15 protein-coding genes are annotated in these 17,807 nt (G+C 43.1%); 2 read left to right on the top strand and 13 right to left on the bottom strand.

Annotated elements, in window-relative coordinates; all coding sequences use genetic code 11:
* Position 1: 1 nt before the first annotated feature.
* The 8 genes from WKV44_03775 to WKV44_03740 form a co-directional block, all read right to left on the bottom strand.
* On the bottom strand, positions 2-643 hold the full coding sequence (locus WKV44_03775; protein MEM5947657.1) for an FMN-binding protein: 642 nt from the start codon (positions 641-643) through the stop codon (positions 2-4).
* The gene (locus WKV44_03770) at positions 640-1,563 is read right to left on the bottom strand and encodes an RnfABCDGE type electron transport complex subunit D (GenBank protein ID MEM5947656.1); all 924 of its coding nucleotides are present in this window, start codon (positions 1,561-1,563) and stop codon (positions 640-642) included. Before WKV44_03770 ends, WKV44_03775 begins: the two co-directional genes overlap by 4 nt.
* A gap of 196 nt (positions 1,564-1,759) precedes the next feature.
* Positions 1,760-2,641, bottom strand: a complete 882-nt coding sequence (gene lipA, locus WKV44_03765; protein ID MEM5947655.1) for a lipoyl synthase — start codon at positions 2,639-2,641, stop codon at positions 1,760-1,762.
* A 70-nt stretch (positions 2,642-2,711) separates the two neighbouring features.
* Entirely contained in the window at positions 2,712-4,484 is a 1,773-nt protein-coding gene (locus tag WKV44_03760; GenBank protein ID MEM5947654.1) for a family 20 glycosylhydrolase, read from the bottom strand.
* Positions 4,485-4,541: 57 nt separating this feature from the next.
* The gene (locus WKV44_03755; protein ID MEM5947653.1) at positions 4,542-5,672 is read right to left on the bottom strand and encodes a carbohydrate ABC transporter permease; all 1,131 of its coding nucleotides are present in this window, start codon (positions 5,670-5,672) and stop codon (positions 4,542-4,544) included.
* Positions 5,669-6,583 carry a sugar ABC transporter permease gene (locus WKV44_03750; protein ID MEM5947652.1) on the bottom strand — a complete coding sequence of 305 codons (915 nt, stop codon included), beginning with the start codon at positions 6,581-6,583 and terminating at the stop codon, positions 5,669-5,671. Before WKV44_03750 ends, WKV44_03755 begins: the two co-directional genes overlap by 4 nt.
* A 77-nt stretch (positions 6,584-6,660) precedes the next feature.
* A complete protein-coding gene (locus WKV44_03745; GenBank protein ID MEM5947651.1) occupies positions 6,661-7,947 on the bottom strand; it encodes an extracellular solute-binding protein in 1,287 nt (428 codons plus the stop codon).
* A 176-nt stretch (positions 7,948-8,123) separates the two neighbouring features.
* Positions 8,124-8,255: a hypothetical protein gene (locus WKV44_03740; GenBank protein MEM5947650.1), complete on the bottom strand. Its 132-nt coding sequence runs from the start codon at positions 8,253-8,255 to the stop codon at positions 8,124-8,126.
* 185 nt (positions 8,256-8,440) lie between these two features.
* Here WKV44_03740 and WKV44_03735 point away from each other — a divergent pair, with 185 nt between their 5' ends.
* Complete coding sequence (locus tag WKV44_03735; protein MEM5947649.1) at positions 8,441-10,168, top strand: DNA repair helicase XPB; 1,728 nt, start codon at positions 8,441-8,443, stop codon at positions 10,166-10,168.
* Complete coding sequence (locus WKV44_03730) at positions 10,135-12,060, top strand: hypothetical protein (GenBank protein ID MEM5947648.1); 1,926 nt, start codon at positions 10,135-10,137, stop codon at positions 12,058-12,060. The genes WKV44_03735 and WKV44_03730 overlap by 34 nt, the downstream gene beginning before the upstream one ends.
* A 193-nt stretch (positions 12,061-12,253) precedes the next feature.
* Here the strand turns inward: WKV44_03730 and WKV44_03725 are convergent, their stop codons facing one another.
* Genes WKV44_03725 through WKV44_03705 form a run of 5 tightly spaced genes read right to left on the bottom strand, consistent with a single transcriptional unit; the run spans position 12,254 to position 17,684 of the window.
* On the bottom strand, positions 12,254-13,990 hold the full coding sequence (locus WKV44_03725) for an AMP-binding protein (protein ID MEM5947647.1): 1,737 nt from the start codon (positions 13,988-13,990) through the stop codon (positions 12,254-12,256).
* A 17-nt stretch (positions 13,991-14,007) separates the two neighbouring features.
* On the bottom strand, positions 14,008-14,964 hold the full coding sequence (locus tag WKV44_03720) for an omptin family outer membrane protease (protein MEM5947646.1): 957 nt from the start codon (positions 14,962-14,964) through the stop codon (positions 14,008-14,010).
* Between the two features lie 22 nt (positions 14,965-14,986).
* On the bottom strand, positions 14,987-15,175 hold the full coding sequence (locus tag WKV44_03715; protein MEM5947645.1) for a hypothetical protein: 189 nt from the start codon (positions 15,173-15,175) through the stop codon (positions 14,987-14,989).
* Positions 15,176-15,187: 12 nt separating this feature from the next.
* Positions 15,188-16,600: a sigma-54 dependent transcriptional regulator gene (locus tag WKV44_03710; GenBank protein ID MEM5947644.1), complete on the bottom strand. Its 1,413-nt coding sequence runs from the start codon at positions 16,598-16,600 to the stop codon at positions 15,188-15,190.
* 1 nt (position 16,601) lies between these two features.
* Complete coding sequence (locus tag WKV44_03705) at positions 16,602-17,684, bottom strand: HAMP domain-containing sensor histidine kinase (protein MEM5947643.1); 1,083 nt, start codon at positions 17,682-17,684, stop codon at positions 16,602-16,604.
* Positions 17,685-17,807: the final 123 nt, after the last annotated feature.

Below are 17,807 nucleotides of genomic sequence, written 5' to 3'. Positions count from 1 at the left end.
CTTACCTCCCCGCAGCAGATACAAAATCAGAATCTGAGAGAGAAGAAACCGCCTCTCTCAGGGTCTTAAGCCCCTTATTGACTATCGCTTCCATAGCATCGCTTGTGCGCGTAGCACCTGTTATACCGTCCACCTTACTGTTAGAACGATCCGCATCTCCGCTTCCACCAGTCTGCACAACATCTATACCAGAAGTAGAAACAGACTCGCCTTTAAACTGAGCAAGAAACCAATTCTCAGTGATTCTACCACCCAGCCCGGGAGTCTCGTTCTGATCCAGTATAGAAAGGCCTCTTATACGGCTAAGATCTTCGCTCACAGCAAGCACAATGGAGACAGTACCCCACAATCCTGGCCCGGATACAACAATGGCATAGTTGTAACCATTATCAGCGTTTTTTAGCCTGTATATATCCTGCCCCTCATATCCAGCAACCTCCACCGAGGAAAAAGCAGACTCAACAGAAGCTTTATCCGATACATCCAGCCCAAGAGAAGAAAGAAGCGCACTATAAAAGGCAAACTCCCTGTTGTCATCCACGATAGTCTTTGTTCCAATGTAGGCAGCACTCAAAACTCCCACAAAAACAAAAGCAATAAGAAAAGCAAAAATAACAACATAAACAACAGAATCCCTGTTCATTTTTTACCCCCGGAAGCAGTCTTCTTTTTTGCCGCGGGCAAAAGCTCATCCAAGAGAGGCGCAGCAGTATTGGCAAGTAGTATGGCAAAGCTTGTCCCCTCTGAGAAAAGAGAAAACGACCTTATGAGAACAACAACAAAACCAATAATAAGACCATAAACCCAGTGCGCTTTCTTGCTGTTGGGCGCAGTAACAGGATCAGTTGCCATAAAAACAGCCACAAAAAGCAAACTACCGGACAAAAGAGTATACACAGGAGATGCAACAGAAGAAACGCCAATCAAATTGAGCAAAAAAGAAAGCCCTGCAGCACCTACAAGAACAGAAACCATTGTCCTCCAGCTTGCCGTATTGGTAAAAGCAAGATAAAGCCCTGCAAGAACAATGAGCACAATAGCGCTCTCACCCATACTACCAGGATGAATACCACTCACCATATCCCACAGCGGCGGAGCAAGTCCCTGTCTTATGGCATCAAGCGGAGTAGCCGCCGTCAGAGCATCTGGAGAAAGCCCCCAGCCCCCTGGCACCATCCATGAGCGCGTCATAAAATTGGGGAATGTAATATACACAAAAAGCCTGCCCGCAATAGCAGGATTAAACACATTGCGGCCAAATCCGCCATAAACCTCTTTGGCCATAAACACACCAAAAGCAATACCAACTCCCGCAATCCACAGAGGAACAGCCGGGGGCAGAGACAGAAGATACAACAGACAGGTCACAAGAACAGCCTCGCTGACCTTGCGTCCTCGCCTCTTCTCCATGACAAACTCGACCAAAATCCCAACGGGAAAAACAACCAACCCCAGAAGAAGCAGCCGTATCCCGTAAAAATAAAGAGCCCATAACAACACAGGCAAAAGTGCAAGAAGCACCCTGCGCATAGGCTTCTGTTTTGTAAACAGCGCTTTAATCACAACGCCTCCCTTTCCGGATATACTAAAAAGAATTATCCAAAACAATAAAAAAATCAAATAATATCGATAGGATATTATCAAACATTATCAATTTTGTCAGCATTTAATAAAAAAAAATTTATACCGAACGGCAGAAGGCGCTAAAAACCTTGGAAAACACAGAAGAAAGCACCTTCTGCCTGCCTGCGGCAAGAAGCTACCTAGAACCTATAAGACCTGCACTGTCCTCAGCATGATAGCTTGACCTGACAAGAGGACCAGAATTGCAGACATCAAAACCAATAGAAAGAGCATATTCCTTATAAGAATAAAACTCCTCGGGCCTAACATAACGCACAACAGATATCTGCTCCTTGGAAGGCTGCAAATACTGCCCTATATTTACAATCCTTACGCCGCAGTGCCTGAGATCCATCAAAGACTCACGTACATCCTCTTCTGTTTCTCCGAGCCCCAGCATAAGACTGGACTTAAGAATACCACCATAAGAAGAAATGGCCTCCCCAGCCTTTTTTAAGAACTCAAGAGAAGCATCATAAGAAAAGCCAGAGCGCACTTTTGGAGTCAGAGCTCTTACTGTCTCAATATTATGACTCACAATATCAGGCTCAGACTCAGCAAGAATAGAAAGAGCCTCACTGTTGCCCCTAAAATCAGATACAAGAACCTCAGTTGTTATGGACTCATCCACACCCCTCACAGCTCTGACAGTACCCGCTACAATAGAAGCTCCACCATCGACAAGATCATCTCTCGTAACCATTGTAAGAACAACATGCCTAATTCCCAATCGTTTTACAGCATCCGCAACCCTTGTTGGCTCGTTTTTATCTACAGCAGAAGGACGACCATGTTTTACAGAGCAAAACTTACACAAACGAGTACACACATCCCCCAGGAGAAGAAACGTAGCTGTCCTAAATTTGCCCCAGCACTCATGCAGGTTTGGACAGCGAGCCTCTTCACATACCGTACTCAGCCCCTTATCCCTGAGTTCTTTTTTTACAAGCTTGAGATCATCCGACAAGCCAAGATCTATCTTAAGCCATTCCGGCTTTCTCAAATATTCGATACTCATAAAACCCCTGTACAATAATGCATCCATGCAGAAAAAAAGACAAGACTAAAAAAGCGGGGCAATGCCCCGCCTATCTGACAAGGAGATCAAAAATCCCCTTAAGCTTTCCTACACTATCGACAAGTCCGCCCATACGGTTTCTCATAAGCCACCTTGTCTCATAGTCAAAAACAAGCCGCTCAAGACGTGTGAAAAGCTCAGAAGAAACAGATGGCTCAATCTGAGAAGCCTTAAAATCAGGTGTTGCAAGAAAAGCCTCCGCATAATCTGAGGCAAAATCAAGAATATCGCAGGTAAAAAGAAGCTCGTCCTTCCAAAGGGATGGAGAAGCAGAAACAGCAGATTCCCTTGCTTCTGCTATAATATCTTTCTCAGGAGAAAAACTTCTGTTTCTAAACTGAGAATAAGAAGATCTATAATAAGGATAAAAATGGTCTATCAGTATGACAGCAAGAGGGCTTGTATTATGCCATCCGGCTTCCTTTATAATAGGAAGATTTGCAAGCTTATATGCAGCTACAGAAAGTTCTGTATCACCGTAGATGTGAGAAGCTGTAAAATCAAGCCCTGCATTTTCCCATAGTGCGACATCATCTGTTACAGAATTATCCCATGCAGCAATTCCAAACAAGGCAAGCATGGGCATGGACACTGCAAGCTGCTGAAAATGCCCCTGGTCCCCCCAGTCCGTAATCATAAGTCCCAGCGGAGAGCTTTGCCTTGCGGCCTCTATAGCCTCAAGGATATTCTGCCGTGCGTTTTCCCATCGCCCTCCAAGAGAAAGCCAGGAAGAAGTCCCAACGCACAGATAAAAAGGAATATCACGCTCTCTAAAAGATTGCGCATGCTCGGAAAACTTATAACCAGCATCGTACCACCAGTCTGCAACAATAACATCATGAGGAAGTTTATCCAAAATTTCGTTATGCTCAAGAATAAAATCCCCCCAGACTTGTATTCTTTTGCCATAAGATGCGGCAATATCTCTGAGCTTGAGAATATAATCCAGATAAACAGACGACTTCCCCCTCTTATCACACTCTGCCTTACTTCTTCCACTTCCAAACTCAAAAGGCTCATCACCTCCCACATTACATAAAGGAGAGGAAAATAAAGGCAAAAGCTGCGAATACAAGTCTTTTACAAGCACAAGAGAATCAGTATCCGTAGGGCATAACGTAGAAGGATCTGCCCTGAAAACCCCCCAAGGATCAGTAAATCCATCCGGTTTCTCCGCTAGATGCCTGTATTTATTATGCTTGAGCCATCTCTCCATATGCCCCAGCGAGTTTTGGTTGGGTACAAGTTCTATCCCTCTGGCAGCCGCATACTGCTGCAATCTCATTATATCTGCAGGGGTATAGGGGGAGGCATTTTTCCATACTACCTCATGCCCTCTGTATGCAAAAGTGTGTTCTATATACAACTGTATCTCGTTAAACTTAAGAAGTGATAAAATATCTATCATCTCAAACACAGTGGAAAGGCTGGGAACCTTATCCCTGCTGATATCAAGCATAAATGCCCTTCTGGAGACATCCGGCCAATCTTTGATAAAAACAGAAGGGATGCTGTTGTTCTTTATGTCTGTAAGAAGATATAACGTCTTTACAGCCCACAGGAGTCCTCTACTATCTTTGTATTTTATAAGTATTGATTCTCCTCTGGTATCAAGAATATACCCCTCCTCAGGCAGTGTCTCGTCCTTGATTGCACTTATAGAAGGAGGAAGGCTGTCTCCAATAGAATATTGTTTTAGCGTAAAAATAAACTCATCAGAAAAAGTTTTGCTTTCTTCATTCGTAATAAGCTCTTTTACTCTTATATAAGAGGGCGGCTTCATTTTTTCTCCTATTAAAAAGGAGCCATGCTTGTCATGGCTCCGTTCGGTTTATATTTTTCAGCCTTTTACGGCACCTGCAACAACACCTTCTGCTATTCTCCTGTTAAATATAGCATAAACAATAATTACGGGAAGTGCGGCTATTACAAGAGCTGCCATTTGCCAGCCAAGCTGGGTACTTGTGAGGCTTGAGAAGGAGAAGACTCCCACAGGTAGTGATTTTGTTGCCTCGGAACTTGCAAGAACAAGGACAAGAAGGAACTCATTCCATATGCCAAGTCCGTTTATAATTCCTATTGTTATTGCAACGGGTCTTGCCATGGGAACAATGATGCTAAAAAACATGCGCATAAGACTAGCACCGTCTATGTATGCAGACTCCACAAGGCTGTCTGGTAATCCCTTGATAAACTGAGAAGCAAGCATGACGCCCAGAGGAAGTCCAAAGGCTACATAAACAATGATTATTCCTATGTGAGTATCCACAAGTCCTACACTGGACATCATAAGAAACAGAGGGATTATTATTGAAGGTATGCTCAACAGGTAACCAAGACCAAAAAATCCTCCGATGACTGCAGAAAGCTTGGGAAATGGGAGTTTACCTAGAGCAAATCCCACCATGAGACTCAGGAGCACAATAAGCAGAGTGGAACCTGCCGTATATATTATGCTGTTAATAAACTTAAGCCCCAGTTTTCCGTAGGTTATTGCAGACTCATAGTTAAACCAGACCGTCTTCCAATGTATATGAGTTTGATACTTTTTGGGAAGCTGATCCACAGTCAACTTATCACCGGGTTTTAAGTTTGCCAATGCAGGCGGAAGATCTTTTTTGTCAAGAAAAAATACCATATATCTTCTGCCCGGAGCTATTGTTGTAGACTCTATCACTATTGTCTGCTCTTTTGGTACTTTGAGATCCTTGGGATATCTTATGCCAGGACCATGCTTGAGCACCTTGTACTCGTCATGTGCATTATCAAACATATCATGGGGAAGAGCAAATACACTGCGGTTAAGCTCCTCGTTGGATTTAAAAGAAGAATATCCCATCCATACTATAGGAAGCAATGTGAGCAATGCCCAAGTAATAAATACTATATAAGAAACCGTTTTGCCAACTACATTGGCGACCTTATCCTGCCATCTGGCCTGGCCTTCTACAACTGTCAATTGTTCTATCATATATCAGCTCCTGTATCAAACTTACTGGAGATCCAGTTGGCAAACATTATGAGTCCTACACTGATAAGAACAACGGTATTTGCAATGGCTGCTCCATAAGAAAAGCGCAACGGGTCATTGTAGTTATTAAAAGCCACCTGGTACATATATATGGGCAAAACCATAGCATTTTGCCTTGTCAGTCCCCTGTCCGTCATGGCAAAGATAAGGTCAAAGCCCTTGAGAGAACCTGCTATAGCAAGTATAGCTGATACAAGTATAGTACCAGATAAAAGAGGCATAATAATTCTTGCAAATATCTGTGCCTCCGTAGCTCCATCTATCTTGGCTGCTTCCACAAGCTGTACATCTAGCTTCTGAAGGTTGGCAAGAAAAACTATCATATAAAATCCCGTATACATCCATATCAAGACAAAGCCAATGGGATACATAACAGTATCCGCTCTTAACATAAGGTCAAACTGGGCATCGGGATTCTGTGTAAGCCATTGCAAGAATGTGGCAACAGCTCCATCGGCCTCAAAAAGACGCTTCCACAAAATTCCGATAACTATTGTAGAAAGAAACTGTGGCATAAAAACAACAGCCTGAAAAAAGTTCCTTGCTCTAACCATTCTTCTAAAAAGTATATAAGCAAGAACAAATCCCAGTGGAATCTGGCCAAAAACTGATACGAGAACAACTATCATATTGTTCTTAAAAGCATGCCAGAAAAGAGGATCCTTAAACATTTTTGCATATAAGGACAAGCCCATCCATTTACCAGTGTTACCCATATTGGGATTATAATCCGTAAAGCTGAGTCCTATGGAATAAAGAACAGGATAGGCAAGTATAAAGGTATACACAAGCAAGGCCGGCCCTACCATCACCCAAAAAGAAACAAGGTTCTTCTTTAATCTCTCTGTCATCTACTTTCCTCCTCCAAAAGGAGGGGGCGATGCCCCCTCCTTAAAACTCTCAATTGCGTATCTTGATACCGGCCATATTACTGGCGAGCAAGCTCTTCCACCTGCTTTGCAAGCTGTTCTGGAGTTATTTCTCCACCTACGATCTTCTGCATTCCTGCATTGAGTGTCTCGTTGGCTGCACCTGCAAGATAGGCATCTATAACATCTGTTACGATTTTTGCCCTGTTAGCAAGCTCTATTTTGCGCTTGCTGATTGTAGGCAGGTCCTCAGGAACAGGGAAGTTCTTGAGAACAGGAGCAACAATAGCACCATCCTGAAGACGAATTGTAACCTCAGGAACACTGTTAAAATACTCAAGGAACTTAACACCAGCATTTCTTACTGCAGCATCCTCTGAACCTTTCTTGGTAAGACCATATCCAATGGATATAGCAGCAGCAACAGAATCATCCATACCTGGTTTCTGTCCAGGAAGCTTGGGTAGAGGAAGAAGAATTGTGTCCTCTGCAAGTGTAGGATCTATGCTTCCTGCTCTCCACTGTCCGTCTATCATAAAGAGGGACTTGCCATTGTTAAAGTTGGTAAGAGCTCCGCCGTAGTCAACAAGAAGAGATTTCTTGTCGATAACACCGTCATCAACCATCTTCTTTATTATAGCAAGAGAAGCAACAAAATCAGGGTCAGTAAACTTCTTCTCGCCCTTAACAGCCTTGCTCACCCAGTGTGGATCACCTGTTATTCTTGCAACAACACCGGACATAAAGCAGGAACCCCATACCCAGCCTGTACCACCGGCTATCTCAAGAACTGTGAGACCTTTTTTCTTTGCAGCAGGAACCATAGCAACAATATCCTCGTACGTCTTGGGAGCAGAGAATCCAAGAGATTCTACAAGCTTCTTATTCATATAAAGAACTGTTGTTATGTTGGATGTCCCAAGAGGTACATAGTACACCTCACCATTGGGTCCCATCGGGGGAATAAGGCTCAAATCATAATAGTTAGCATCAAGAAAAGGTCTGTGGTCAACCTGCTGACCTGCTTCCTGCCAGGGTTTACCCCAGCGTGCATCAGCTCCCATATATGCCATATCAGGCACATCGCCAGAAGCAAGACGAGCCGTAACCTTCTGATGGTAGGCCTCATCATAGAGAAGCTCATACTTAACATCTACGTTGGGGTTCTCATTCATAAAAGCTTCTACTATGCGGATCCAGTTCTGTCCTTCCGGATTGGCATTATCGCCGTACGCAAGAACATCGATAGTTACCTTTTTTCCTCCTCCGGTCTCCTGGCTGGCGCTTGCAAAAGCAAAACCTGCCACCAGTGCAAACATAAGGAGAGTCAATAGGGTTTTCTTCATAACATCCCTCCTGAAAATTTTCTTTGCAGCCATACAGGCTGCACACCATAATGGTGTTTGAAAAATAGTAACACGTGCCCTTTGAAGCTGTCAACAAAAAATAAAAAAAATATATTTCCTTATATTACAAAAATAAAGAGTTAAAATGATTACAAAAACAAACCAACATATATGTTTTACATACCAATAAGCTCATATACGATAGCAGAATACATAAAACTTGATTTCTGTATACCGATAACACAGAAAGAAATAGAAAAAATCATAAACCAATACCCAAGTAATAAAGAACAAAAAGTATCTATCACAGGAAAACTATTGTTTTCACTGATAAAACATATACATACAAACCGTTTTCTTGGATGTTTCGCTAGAAACATCGCTCCAAGGCATATCATATCGTATTCTTTATCAACTACATCTTTTTTATATAAAAACCTTTCATTAAATACAAACATCGTCTCACATGCTTTACTTGCAAAAAGAGCTCCTTATGTATACCTTACTTAATACAATGGACATAAACGGACCCGTTATAGCACAAAGTGACGGCACACTACTTCTGGAAATAGCCAACCCTTTTGCAGAAGAAGCCAGAGCAAAGATATCCGCATTTTCTGAGCTTATAAGCTCTCCTGACTATATGCATACATACAGGATAAGCCCATTATCTCTGTGGAACGCAGCTTCTGCCGGTATTTCCTATGAGGATATAGGATTAACTCTCAATAAATTCTCCAAATATCCGGTGCCTCAGTCCCTCCTTGACTTTATACGGCATACCATAGACAGAGCGGATTCTGTCGTCCTTCTCCCAACAGCAAGGGAAGATACACTTTGTCTTAAGATAAAACCACCGTTGAGCAAAAGAGAGATACTCTCATATCGCAGCCTCAAAAAATATCTTATGCTCTCATATCAGGAACTGGAAGAAAAAGAAGACATCCTCTATCTCAACATGCTGCACAGGGGAACGGTAAAACAGGCACTTATAGATCTTGATTATCCTGTGTCCGACAAGGTTCCTTTAAAACAGGGGGACAGACTGGATATTAGCCTTCAGGAAAACCTTCAAGGCGAAAAAAGGTTCTCACTCAGAGCATATCAGAAAGATGCAGTAAAGGCCTTTACGGGAGATGATACACCTGGTACAGGGTACGGAACAATAGTAATGCCATGTGGCTCGGGAAAGACCATAGTAGGAATTGCAGTAATGGCACACTACAAGACACACACTCTGATTCTCACACCCAATATAGCAGCAGCACATCAATGGATAGATGAGATATTGGAAAAAACAAACATAAGCCCAAACATGATAGGAGAGTACACGGGAGAAAAAAAGACTATCAAGCCTGTTACAGTTGCAACCTATAATATCCTCACATGGAGACCTGATCCAGATGTTGATTTTTATCCTCACTTTGACCTTTTTATCAAACACAACTGGGGACTTATCATATACGACGAAGTACACCTTCTGCCCGCACCGGTATTTAAAATAACCGCAGAACTCCAGGCAAAAAGAAGATGCGGACTTACAGCCACACTGGTCAGAGAAGACGGCAAAGAACACCATCTATTTGCTCTAGTAGGTCCCAAACGCTACGATATTCCCTGGAAACAAGTAGAAGAAAAAGGCTGGATAGCAAGCGCCTTATGCTACGAAATTCGTATCCCTCTTCCTGATAATGACCGGATGGAGTATATAACAGCAGACAGGAGAAAAAAGTTTAAGATAGCAAGCACAAACAGTCTAAAAAACAAAATAGCAGAAATACTTGTAAAAAGGCATAGAGGTCTCCCGGCTCTCATAATAGGACAATATGTAGAACAGCTAGAAAAACTGGCAAAAGAACTATCCATACCCATAATAACAGGGAAAACACCCAATAAAAAACGAGAAGAAATATACAATCAATTCAAAGAAGGAAAAATAAAAACACTCATAGTATCCAAGGTAGCTAATTTTTCCATAGACCTTCCGGATGCAGCTGTTGCAATACAGATATCAGGAAGCTTTGGCTCAAGGCAAGAAGAAGCTCAAAGATTGGGACGTATACTTAGACCCAAAGAACATAATGCCTACTTCTACAGTATAATAACACGTGATACAGTAGAAGAAGAGTTTGGCCTTAACAGACAGAGATTCCTTACAGAACAGGGGTACAAATACAATATAGAAGTATGGACAGAAGAAGAGATAGAGCAGAATGGGTAGATTATCTTCTGGGGCTGCCTGACAAAGCATTTCTCAACATAATAAGAAACTATCTGGGTAGAATAGAAACACCGTATCATAAACCCAGGTTTATAGAAAAGCTGGAAAAATATCTCAGCACAGCCGAGACTCAGAAAGCAATAGAAGACCTTCTTAGCGCGGAAGACAGGCAAGTGCTGTCTATCATTGCACTGAGTAAGAAACCGGCAGAAAAAGAACTGACAGATTTTCTATCACGGGACGGCATAGAAGATGCGGATATAAAAATCCGTCAATTGTACGACAGGCTCCTGATATTCCCCGACAAGGAAGGAAGACTACTCTTTACCCCGGCACTCAAAAATATGCTTACAGAAAAAGCAATCTCTGTGAGTTATGCTTTCCCTCCAGAGGAGGGAACATGGCCCGGAAATACGCCTGTTACATGGTGCACACCTGCACTTATATCGGCTTTTTTCTCCATACTTATAAAGGACCCGACAATAATAACGGTAAAAGGAGAAATAAAGGCAAAAAAACAGGAAGAAATAGCGGAGAAAATAGCAGATTTTACAGAAAATCCTCAAAGACTAATCGCTATTACACAAGCCCTGACAAAGCTCGATATCTGCACGGAAAAAGACAAAAAGACACTCTTAAAAAAAGCTGACAATCTATCACAGATATCACAATCTCAACGACTTTCTCTTTTTGCAGCGGCATCGATAGCAGAAAAGGAAGATATACAGAAGCTGGCAAAAGCCATCCTTCTTCTTAACCATATCCTTATCAGTGGAAAAAACTACACAAAAAGAAACATAAACAGAGCAATCCTATTTTCTTTGGGTGAGCTTGCAGAAAAGTATGGGGATACAATAGAAGAAACACTCATACTCTGGGGAATTCTCCATAAAAAAGATACAGTCTACACAATAACCCAGGCAGAAGTTCCTTCTTCTGCTGCACCTCAGATGATAATAGAACAAACCGGCAGGATAAACATATATCCCCATGCAAAATTGGAAGACATACTGATACCTGCCTGTACCGCAGATCTGGAAAAACATGACATTGTAAGTCACTATACAATAAGCAAAAAAAGCTACAAAAACATAGTGGAAGCCGGTATAGAGCCGGGAGAAATTCCGTTAAGGCTAATGGTAACATCATCCGCAGCACTACCGCACAGCTTATCAAGAACACTGGAACTCTGGCAGGAAGAAGCAGAAAGAATACGCCATATAGAAGGCATTATAGCCATACTTCAGCCACAATACGCACAACTTGTAAAAAAACTACCCGGATACAAACACTGCATAAGAGAAGAACTTACAGAAAACATATTGCTCATAAAAAAAGACCGCGCAGAAGAATGGCAGAACCTGCTAAGCCAAGCCGGAATAGAAATAGTATTACCAACAGAAAGCGATCAAGAACAAAAAGACACAAGGTTAGAAACAGATATCGAGATACCGGCGATAAACATAAAAACAGAAATCCCCCCATGTGGGAATAGCAAACGCAAAAAAGAACTCATACAAGAACTGGAGAAAAAAGACATCCCTCAGGAAACAAAAAAGAACATACTTGCAAAAATAGAATCCGGCTTTATCCTTTTTTCAGCACAGATGACAGATGCCAACAGCGTGCAGGATATACTGGAAGCAGACGGACTGGACTACCAGGCAAAAATCCGCCTCATAGAAGAATCGCTAAAAAGCGGCACAGAAAAACTAGAGTTGGAAATCACAAGCCCCACGGGTACAATTAACATAAAAACAAGACCCATAAAACTCACAAAAGAGAACAACAAACATCTTCTGCTGGTAAAAAACCCGTCTGGCGCACACCCTCTGACGATAGAAGTAGCAAAAATAAAAAAAGTAAAACGCCTGCCCCAAACCTTAAGCTGATACCAGATATCTCAATAAAAATAATATTTTATACCGAACGGCAGAAGCGCGACATATAGGGAAAAAACAATAATAAGCGCACTTCTGCCTGCCTTTGGCAATGACTGCGTAAAATAAATCATGACAAGAATCAGTGCCGGAGGCAGCATAGGACGCACAAGCGTCCTATGCGTTCGGTATCAAAAAATATTTTTTAACCGGATTTTTTATCGTCGTTATTCTTGTCTGTATACAAAAAGCGTTTTACCTTGTGGGTTGCAGTCTTCTCAAGCGGCTTGTCATCAAGCTTTATCCTGCTGATTCTGGAAAAGGCTGCAAGTCTGGAATTGACTTCCTTCTTGAGCTTCTCTGCAAAGTCTTCAGCAGCACGGGTAAGGTTATTTACCCCGGAGCTTATGCTATGCATAGCCTCATCAACTCCGTCTCCGGCAGCAGCCAACAGGTTTTTAGCCTGCTCAGAGAGCACAACAAGAGCCACAAGCTGCCCAGCCTCATCTTGATAAACAAGAGATTCTTCTACAAAATCAGAAAGATTAAGCAAAAACTCTATCTCCTCAGGATAGATATTCTCACCCCCAGGACCAAGGATAAGAGATTTAAGCCTTCCTTTTATAAACAATCTTCCCCGCCTGTCAAGAAGTCCTATATCACCTGTCTTAAACCATCCGTCCTCTGTAAACACACTGCGTGTAAGCTCAGGCTGCTTGTAATAACCCATCATGACATAAGGGCTTTTTACCTGTATCTCTCCCTCTGCATTATAGCTGCCTGATTTTACACCCTCGCCAGCAACTATATTACCGTTGGCATCAACTATTCTAAGCCGCACATTTTTAAAAATAGGGCCTATGGCACCCCGTACAGTATTGCGCGGGTTAGAACCGGCTATAAGAGGCGCAGTCTCAGTAAGCCCGTAGCCTATAGCATAAGGGAAACCAGATGACTTGAGGAAATCCTCCGTATCAGGGGCAAGAGGGGCCCCGCCAATACCAAAAAAGCGTAAAGCCCCACCAAATGTTGCAAGAAGCTTCTTGCCTGCAACCCAAAGGGCAAGAGGTCTTGTGAGCTTAAATTTATATAGAGGATGGTCCACAAGCTGAGGTTTTATCTTTGTATTGTAAATTTTTTCTATTATAAGAGGAACAGAAAGCATAACAGTGGGTCTCACCTCGCTAAGCGCGGGTATAAGAACAGAAGCCGTAGGCGGTCTGGATATATATGTGATAGAACAACCATAAGCAGTAGGGAAAAGCATTCCTATGGTGCACTCGTAAGTATGAGCAAGAGGCAAAACAGAAAAAAGCCTGTCTCTAGGACCAACCTTAAAAACAGAACGGCATTCATAAGCCTGCAAGGCAAGGTTCTTATGGCTGAGCATAACACCTTTGCTTCTACCTGTCGTACCAGAGGTATAGAGAATAGCCGCAAGGTCATCTTCTTTGACATCAGCAGGGTCCAACAACTCATAAGGAACCGACACAAGATTTTTGCTTCTTATAACACAGGCATCATCATGCATAAACCTGTCTATCAGAATAAAGTCGGACTCTACCCCCGCATCAGCCAGTTTATTGAGAAGCTTTTCACTGGTACATACGGCTGCACACTCTGCATGCTCAAAAACAGTTTTAACCTGAGAAGCTGTAAAGTCTATCAGAACAGGTACAATTACTGCACCTATAAACGAAATAGCAAAATAAGCAACAGGCCATGCAGGCCTGTTCTCAGATATAAGCATGACCTTATCACCAGGCTTTACACCAAGAGAAGTAAGAAGTCCTGCCATAGCTCTTATCTTCTCATAGACCTCTCCATAAGAAAAAGACTCTTTGATTTCTCCATCATCATATAGCCTGTAAAGAATCCTATCCGAAAAACGCTCGGAAGAACGCCTTATCAGCTCGGGAAGTGTATAGATAACATCACTCATAAAAAACCCCTAAAAAATCAAAAATTAATCTCAAGCCCCACAAAAAAACCATCAGAAAAAGAAACCATCCCGCTTCCCCCATTGATTGCAGTATACCACACTCCGCTTTCTTTAAAACTGCTAGAACCATGCACCATCTCAATATATCTTAACCTATATCCACCATAAAAAGAAAGAAAATCCAGCAAAAAAATATCAACACGAATATCTCCGCCTGTGAGAAGTCCGCCAAACATCCTATCCAAAAAAACAATATCTCTGAGATAGTGGTTGTCCAGAGTATACAAAATAGGATAGATACCAATATAAGGCTCAATAGAAAAAGAAAAAATAGATAACCTTCCGGAAGAAAAAGAAAGAGCAAAGACAGGACTCATAAACTCCTGCTCATAGTCTATAACAAGGCCGGATAAAGACGTTTTTGTTCCACTGCCAGTATAATAGGGATAGGCACTTCCGGTACCAGAAGAGGGATCATACGGTTCTCCGGGACTTACAGGATAAATAGCATATCCATCATAAGCACTCCACTTCCTGTGAAGATAAAACCAACCTATAGAAGGCACAACGTGTGCATCACCAAGAGAGAAATCCCATCCCACAAGACCAACAATCTCAAAGTACAAATCCTGAATCACATCATGCACAGAATAATGAGTCGCATAATCATAACCAAGATTAAGAAAATCATAATCTTCCATATAGCTACTGCCAAAATCTTTGATAGAAAAAGCAGTATCAACGGATAAAACTATATTGGAAAAAACGAATTCAGAAGAAAGACCTGCGAGGCCAATATCCCCTCCAGTCCATACAAGCTCGCTCAAAAGATGCTCACTGCCATTATAATCGCAGAAAACCTGCTCCCTTGCGATAGTAGAAATGACCAAATAATCGTAAGAAAAGGAAATATCAAGACCATAAGAAAAAAAACAAAGTCCCAACAAAAAGGAAATAACACCTAAGACGCGCATAGGAGAAATATATCATGATATATCACAAAACACAAACAAAAATGGAGAAAATGGAGAAAATAGAAAAATCATAACACATATCGGCAAAACCCTTTATCATAGCAGACAAGAAGCAATGCTTTCCTCGCAGCCTCTCAAATAAAACACTCAGATATCCCTCACCAGGACAGGAAAGATCGTCAAGCATGAGTCTTTCCTGCCTATTTCCCATGAGCAGTAATCCTCATTTAAGTCCCAACTCTTTCATCCGCCTGAGAAGATTTGCAGGAATCATACTCATAGCACGTGCAGCAGCAGACACATTGCCACCACATCGCTCAACATGATACATGATATATTCTCTCTCAAAATCACACCGAGCATCCCTAAGGCTCCTTTGTTTCTCAAAAAGCTCTCTCCACCGCCCGCCAGCACTACCAGCACTACCAGCACTACCAGCACTACCAGCACTACCAGCACTACCAGCACTACCAGCACTACCAGCACTACCAGCACTACCAGCACTACTCAGCACACGACGCACACAATCCGCATCCACCACCGGCCCACTACAGGATAGAACACAGCGCCACACAAGCTGCTGTAACTCCCTCACATTCCCCCTGTAAGAAAGCCCCTCAAGCACAGCAAACGCAGAATCATCCGGCAAAACAGACCGCCCCAACTCCCCACACACCCGTCGAAAAAAAAGCATAGCAAGACCCCTTATATCCTCTCTACGCTCCCTCAACGGAGGCACATCGATAAGCACAGTAGAAATCCTGTACCACAAATCTTCCCTAAAAGCCCCCCGCTCCACCTCCCCGTACAAATCCCTGTTGGTAGCAAAAACAAACCGCACATTGCAGCTGCGCGGAGAAGATGCACCCACTGGATAAAAATCACCTGACTCAAGAACACGCAAAAGCTTAGCCTGCTGAGACAAAGGAAGCTCCCCCACCTCATCAAGGAAAAGCGTCCCGCCCCTTGCCTCCTCAATCCGCCCCGGCCTCCGCCTATCCGCGCCAGTAAAAGCTCCTCTCTCATGGCCAAAAAGCTCACTCTCAAACAACTCCTCCGGAATCGCAGCACAATTGACACACACAAGAGGCCCCCGTGCCCTCCTGCTCTCAAGATGCAACCTATGCGCAACATGCTCCTTACCAGTACCACTCTCGCCCGTTATAAGAACAGGCACATCCACATCTGCCACCCTAGAAACAACAGCACGCAACCGTTGCATGGCAGGAGAACTCCCCACAAGCTCATACCTCTCCATCTCACCTGACAAAACCCTGCTCGCAAACACATGCTCGGAAACCCTATCCACAATCAACCTGATTCTATCAAAAGAAAGAGGCTTCTCCAGAAAATCAAGCGCACCCATACGCACAGCCTCCACAGCCTCCCCTACAGATGCATGAGCAGAAATCATAACACAGCACACAGAAGGAAATCGCTCCTTTACTATAGAAAGGACATCAAGCCCGCTCTCAGCCCTCAGACGCAAATCTATAAAAGCAACATCAACAGAGTCCTCAGTCATAACAGAAACAGCCTCGGACAAAGATGCAGCCCCTATTACCTCGCAATCCGACAGCACCATAGAAAAAGCATCCCGTATATCACGCTCATCATCCACAACAAGCACCTTCATCTCAAATCCCCCTTTTTAGGAAAACACGAACCACAAAACCTTCTCCCGGCTGTGACTCACACTCAACCCACCCACCCATCTCTGCAACAAGCGACTTTACAAGAGGAAGACCAATACCAAGCCCCCCGGTCTTTGTAGAAAACCCGGGCGACCATATCTTATCAAGCACATCAGGCTCAACCCCACTCCCCCTATCCCACACACAAACAACACAATAATCCCCCTCACAGTAACAAACAACACCGCACTCAACATCCTCTCCCATATCACGCACATTCTTAAGCAAATTCCTTATAACCTCAGCAAGAAGCAAGCTATCAGCCATAGCAACACAGGACTCAGGACAATCCACAGCAACAGAAAAAAACTCGCAAACCACATCCCTTACAACATCAGAAAGCTTTACGGACTCCACACAAGCCTCCGGCAGATGAGAAATCCTGCGAAACCTATCAAGAAGCCCGTCAACCTCACCCAGCTTTCTCAAAACAAACACACCCCTCTCCGCAGGAAAAACCCCAGTAGAAACAGCATGCTCAACAACCATTCTTACAGGCGACAAAACATTACGAACCTCATGAACAATAACCCTAGAAATCTCCTTCCAGCCCCTAAAACGCGACAGATCACCCACAACAGACTCATATTCATCCAGCCTCCGCAAGAACCCCTCATAAGCCCTCACAAGATAAGAAACATCCTGACCACCCCTAACATGAGAAAGAGCCCCTGCACCATCACGCACAAAACCCTCCATAAGCCCCGCAAGCGCTCTGATAGGCCGCCTGACCCTCCTCACATACACCATAACCCCAGCAATTACAAGAAAAAACTCAAAAAGCACAAAACCGAGCCCAAACCTTACCGCATCCGCAAACCTCTGTCTCTGCAAAAAAGAAAACCCCTTTACAATCCCCCTCAGCACAGCAGCATCATCATCAGAAAGCACAGAAGAAAAAGTAGCCACAGGAACAACAAAATCTCTCTCCACAGACGCATAAACAGAATCCACAATCAAAAAAACAACAAAAAAAGAAAAACCTGCAACCAGCACAAAAAGAAGAAAAACAAAAAGCCCCCTCATAAAAACCCCTTTTTAATACCGAACGGATTGCCCGCGCCAAATAAAAGAAAAAAGAACGCGGGCAATCCTGCCTGCGGCACATAAAAAGCAAACATCCCGCCTCATAACACGGCAAAACAATTA

The sequence above is a fragment of the Spirochaetia bacterium 38H-sp genome, assembly GCA_039023545.1.
Taxonomy (GTDB): Bacteria; Spirochaetota; Spirochaetia; order Winmispirales; family Winmispiraceae; genus Rarispira; species Rarispira pelagica.
This window is presented reverse-complemented; position numbering and strand designations above follow the sequence as displayed.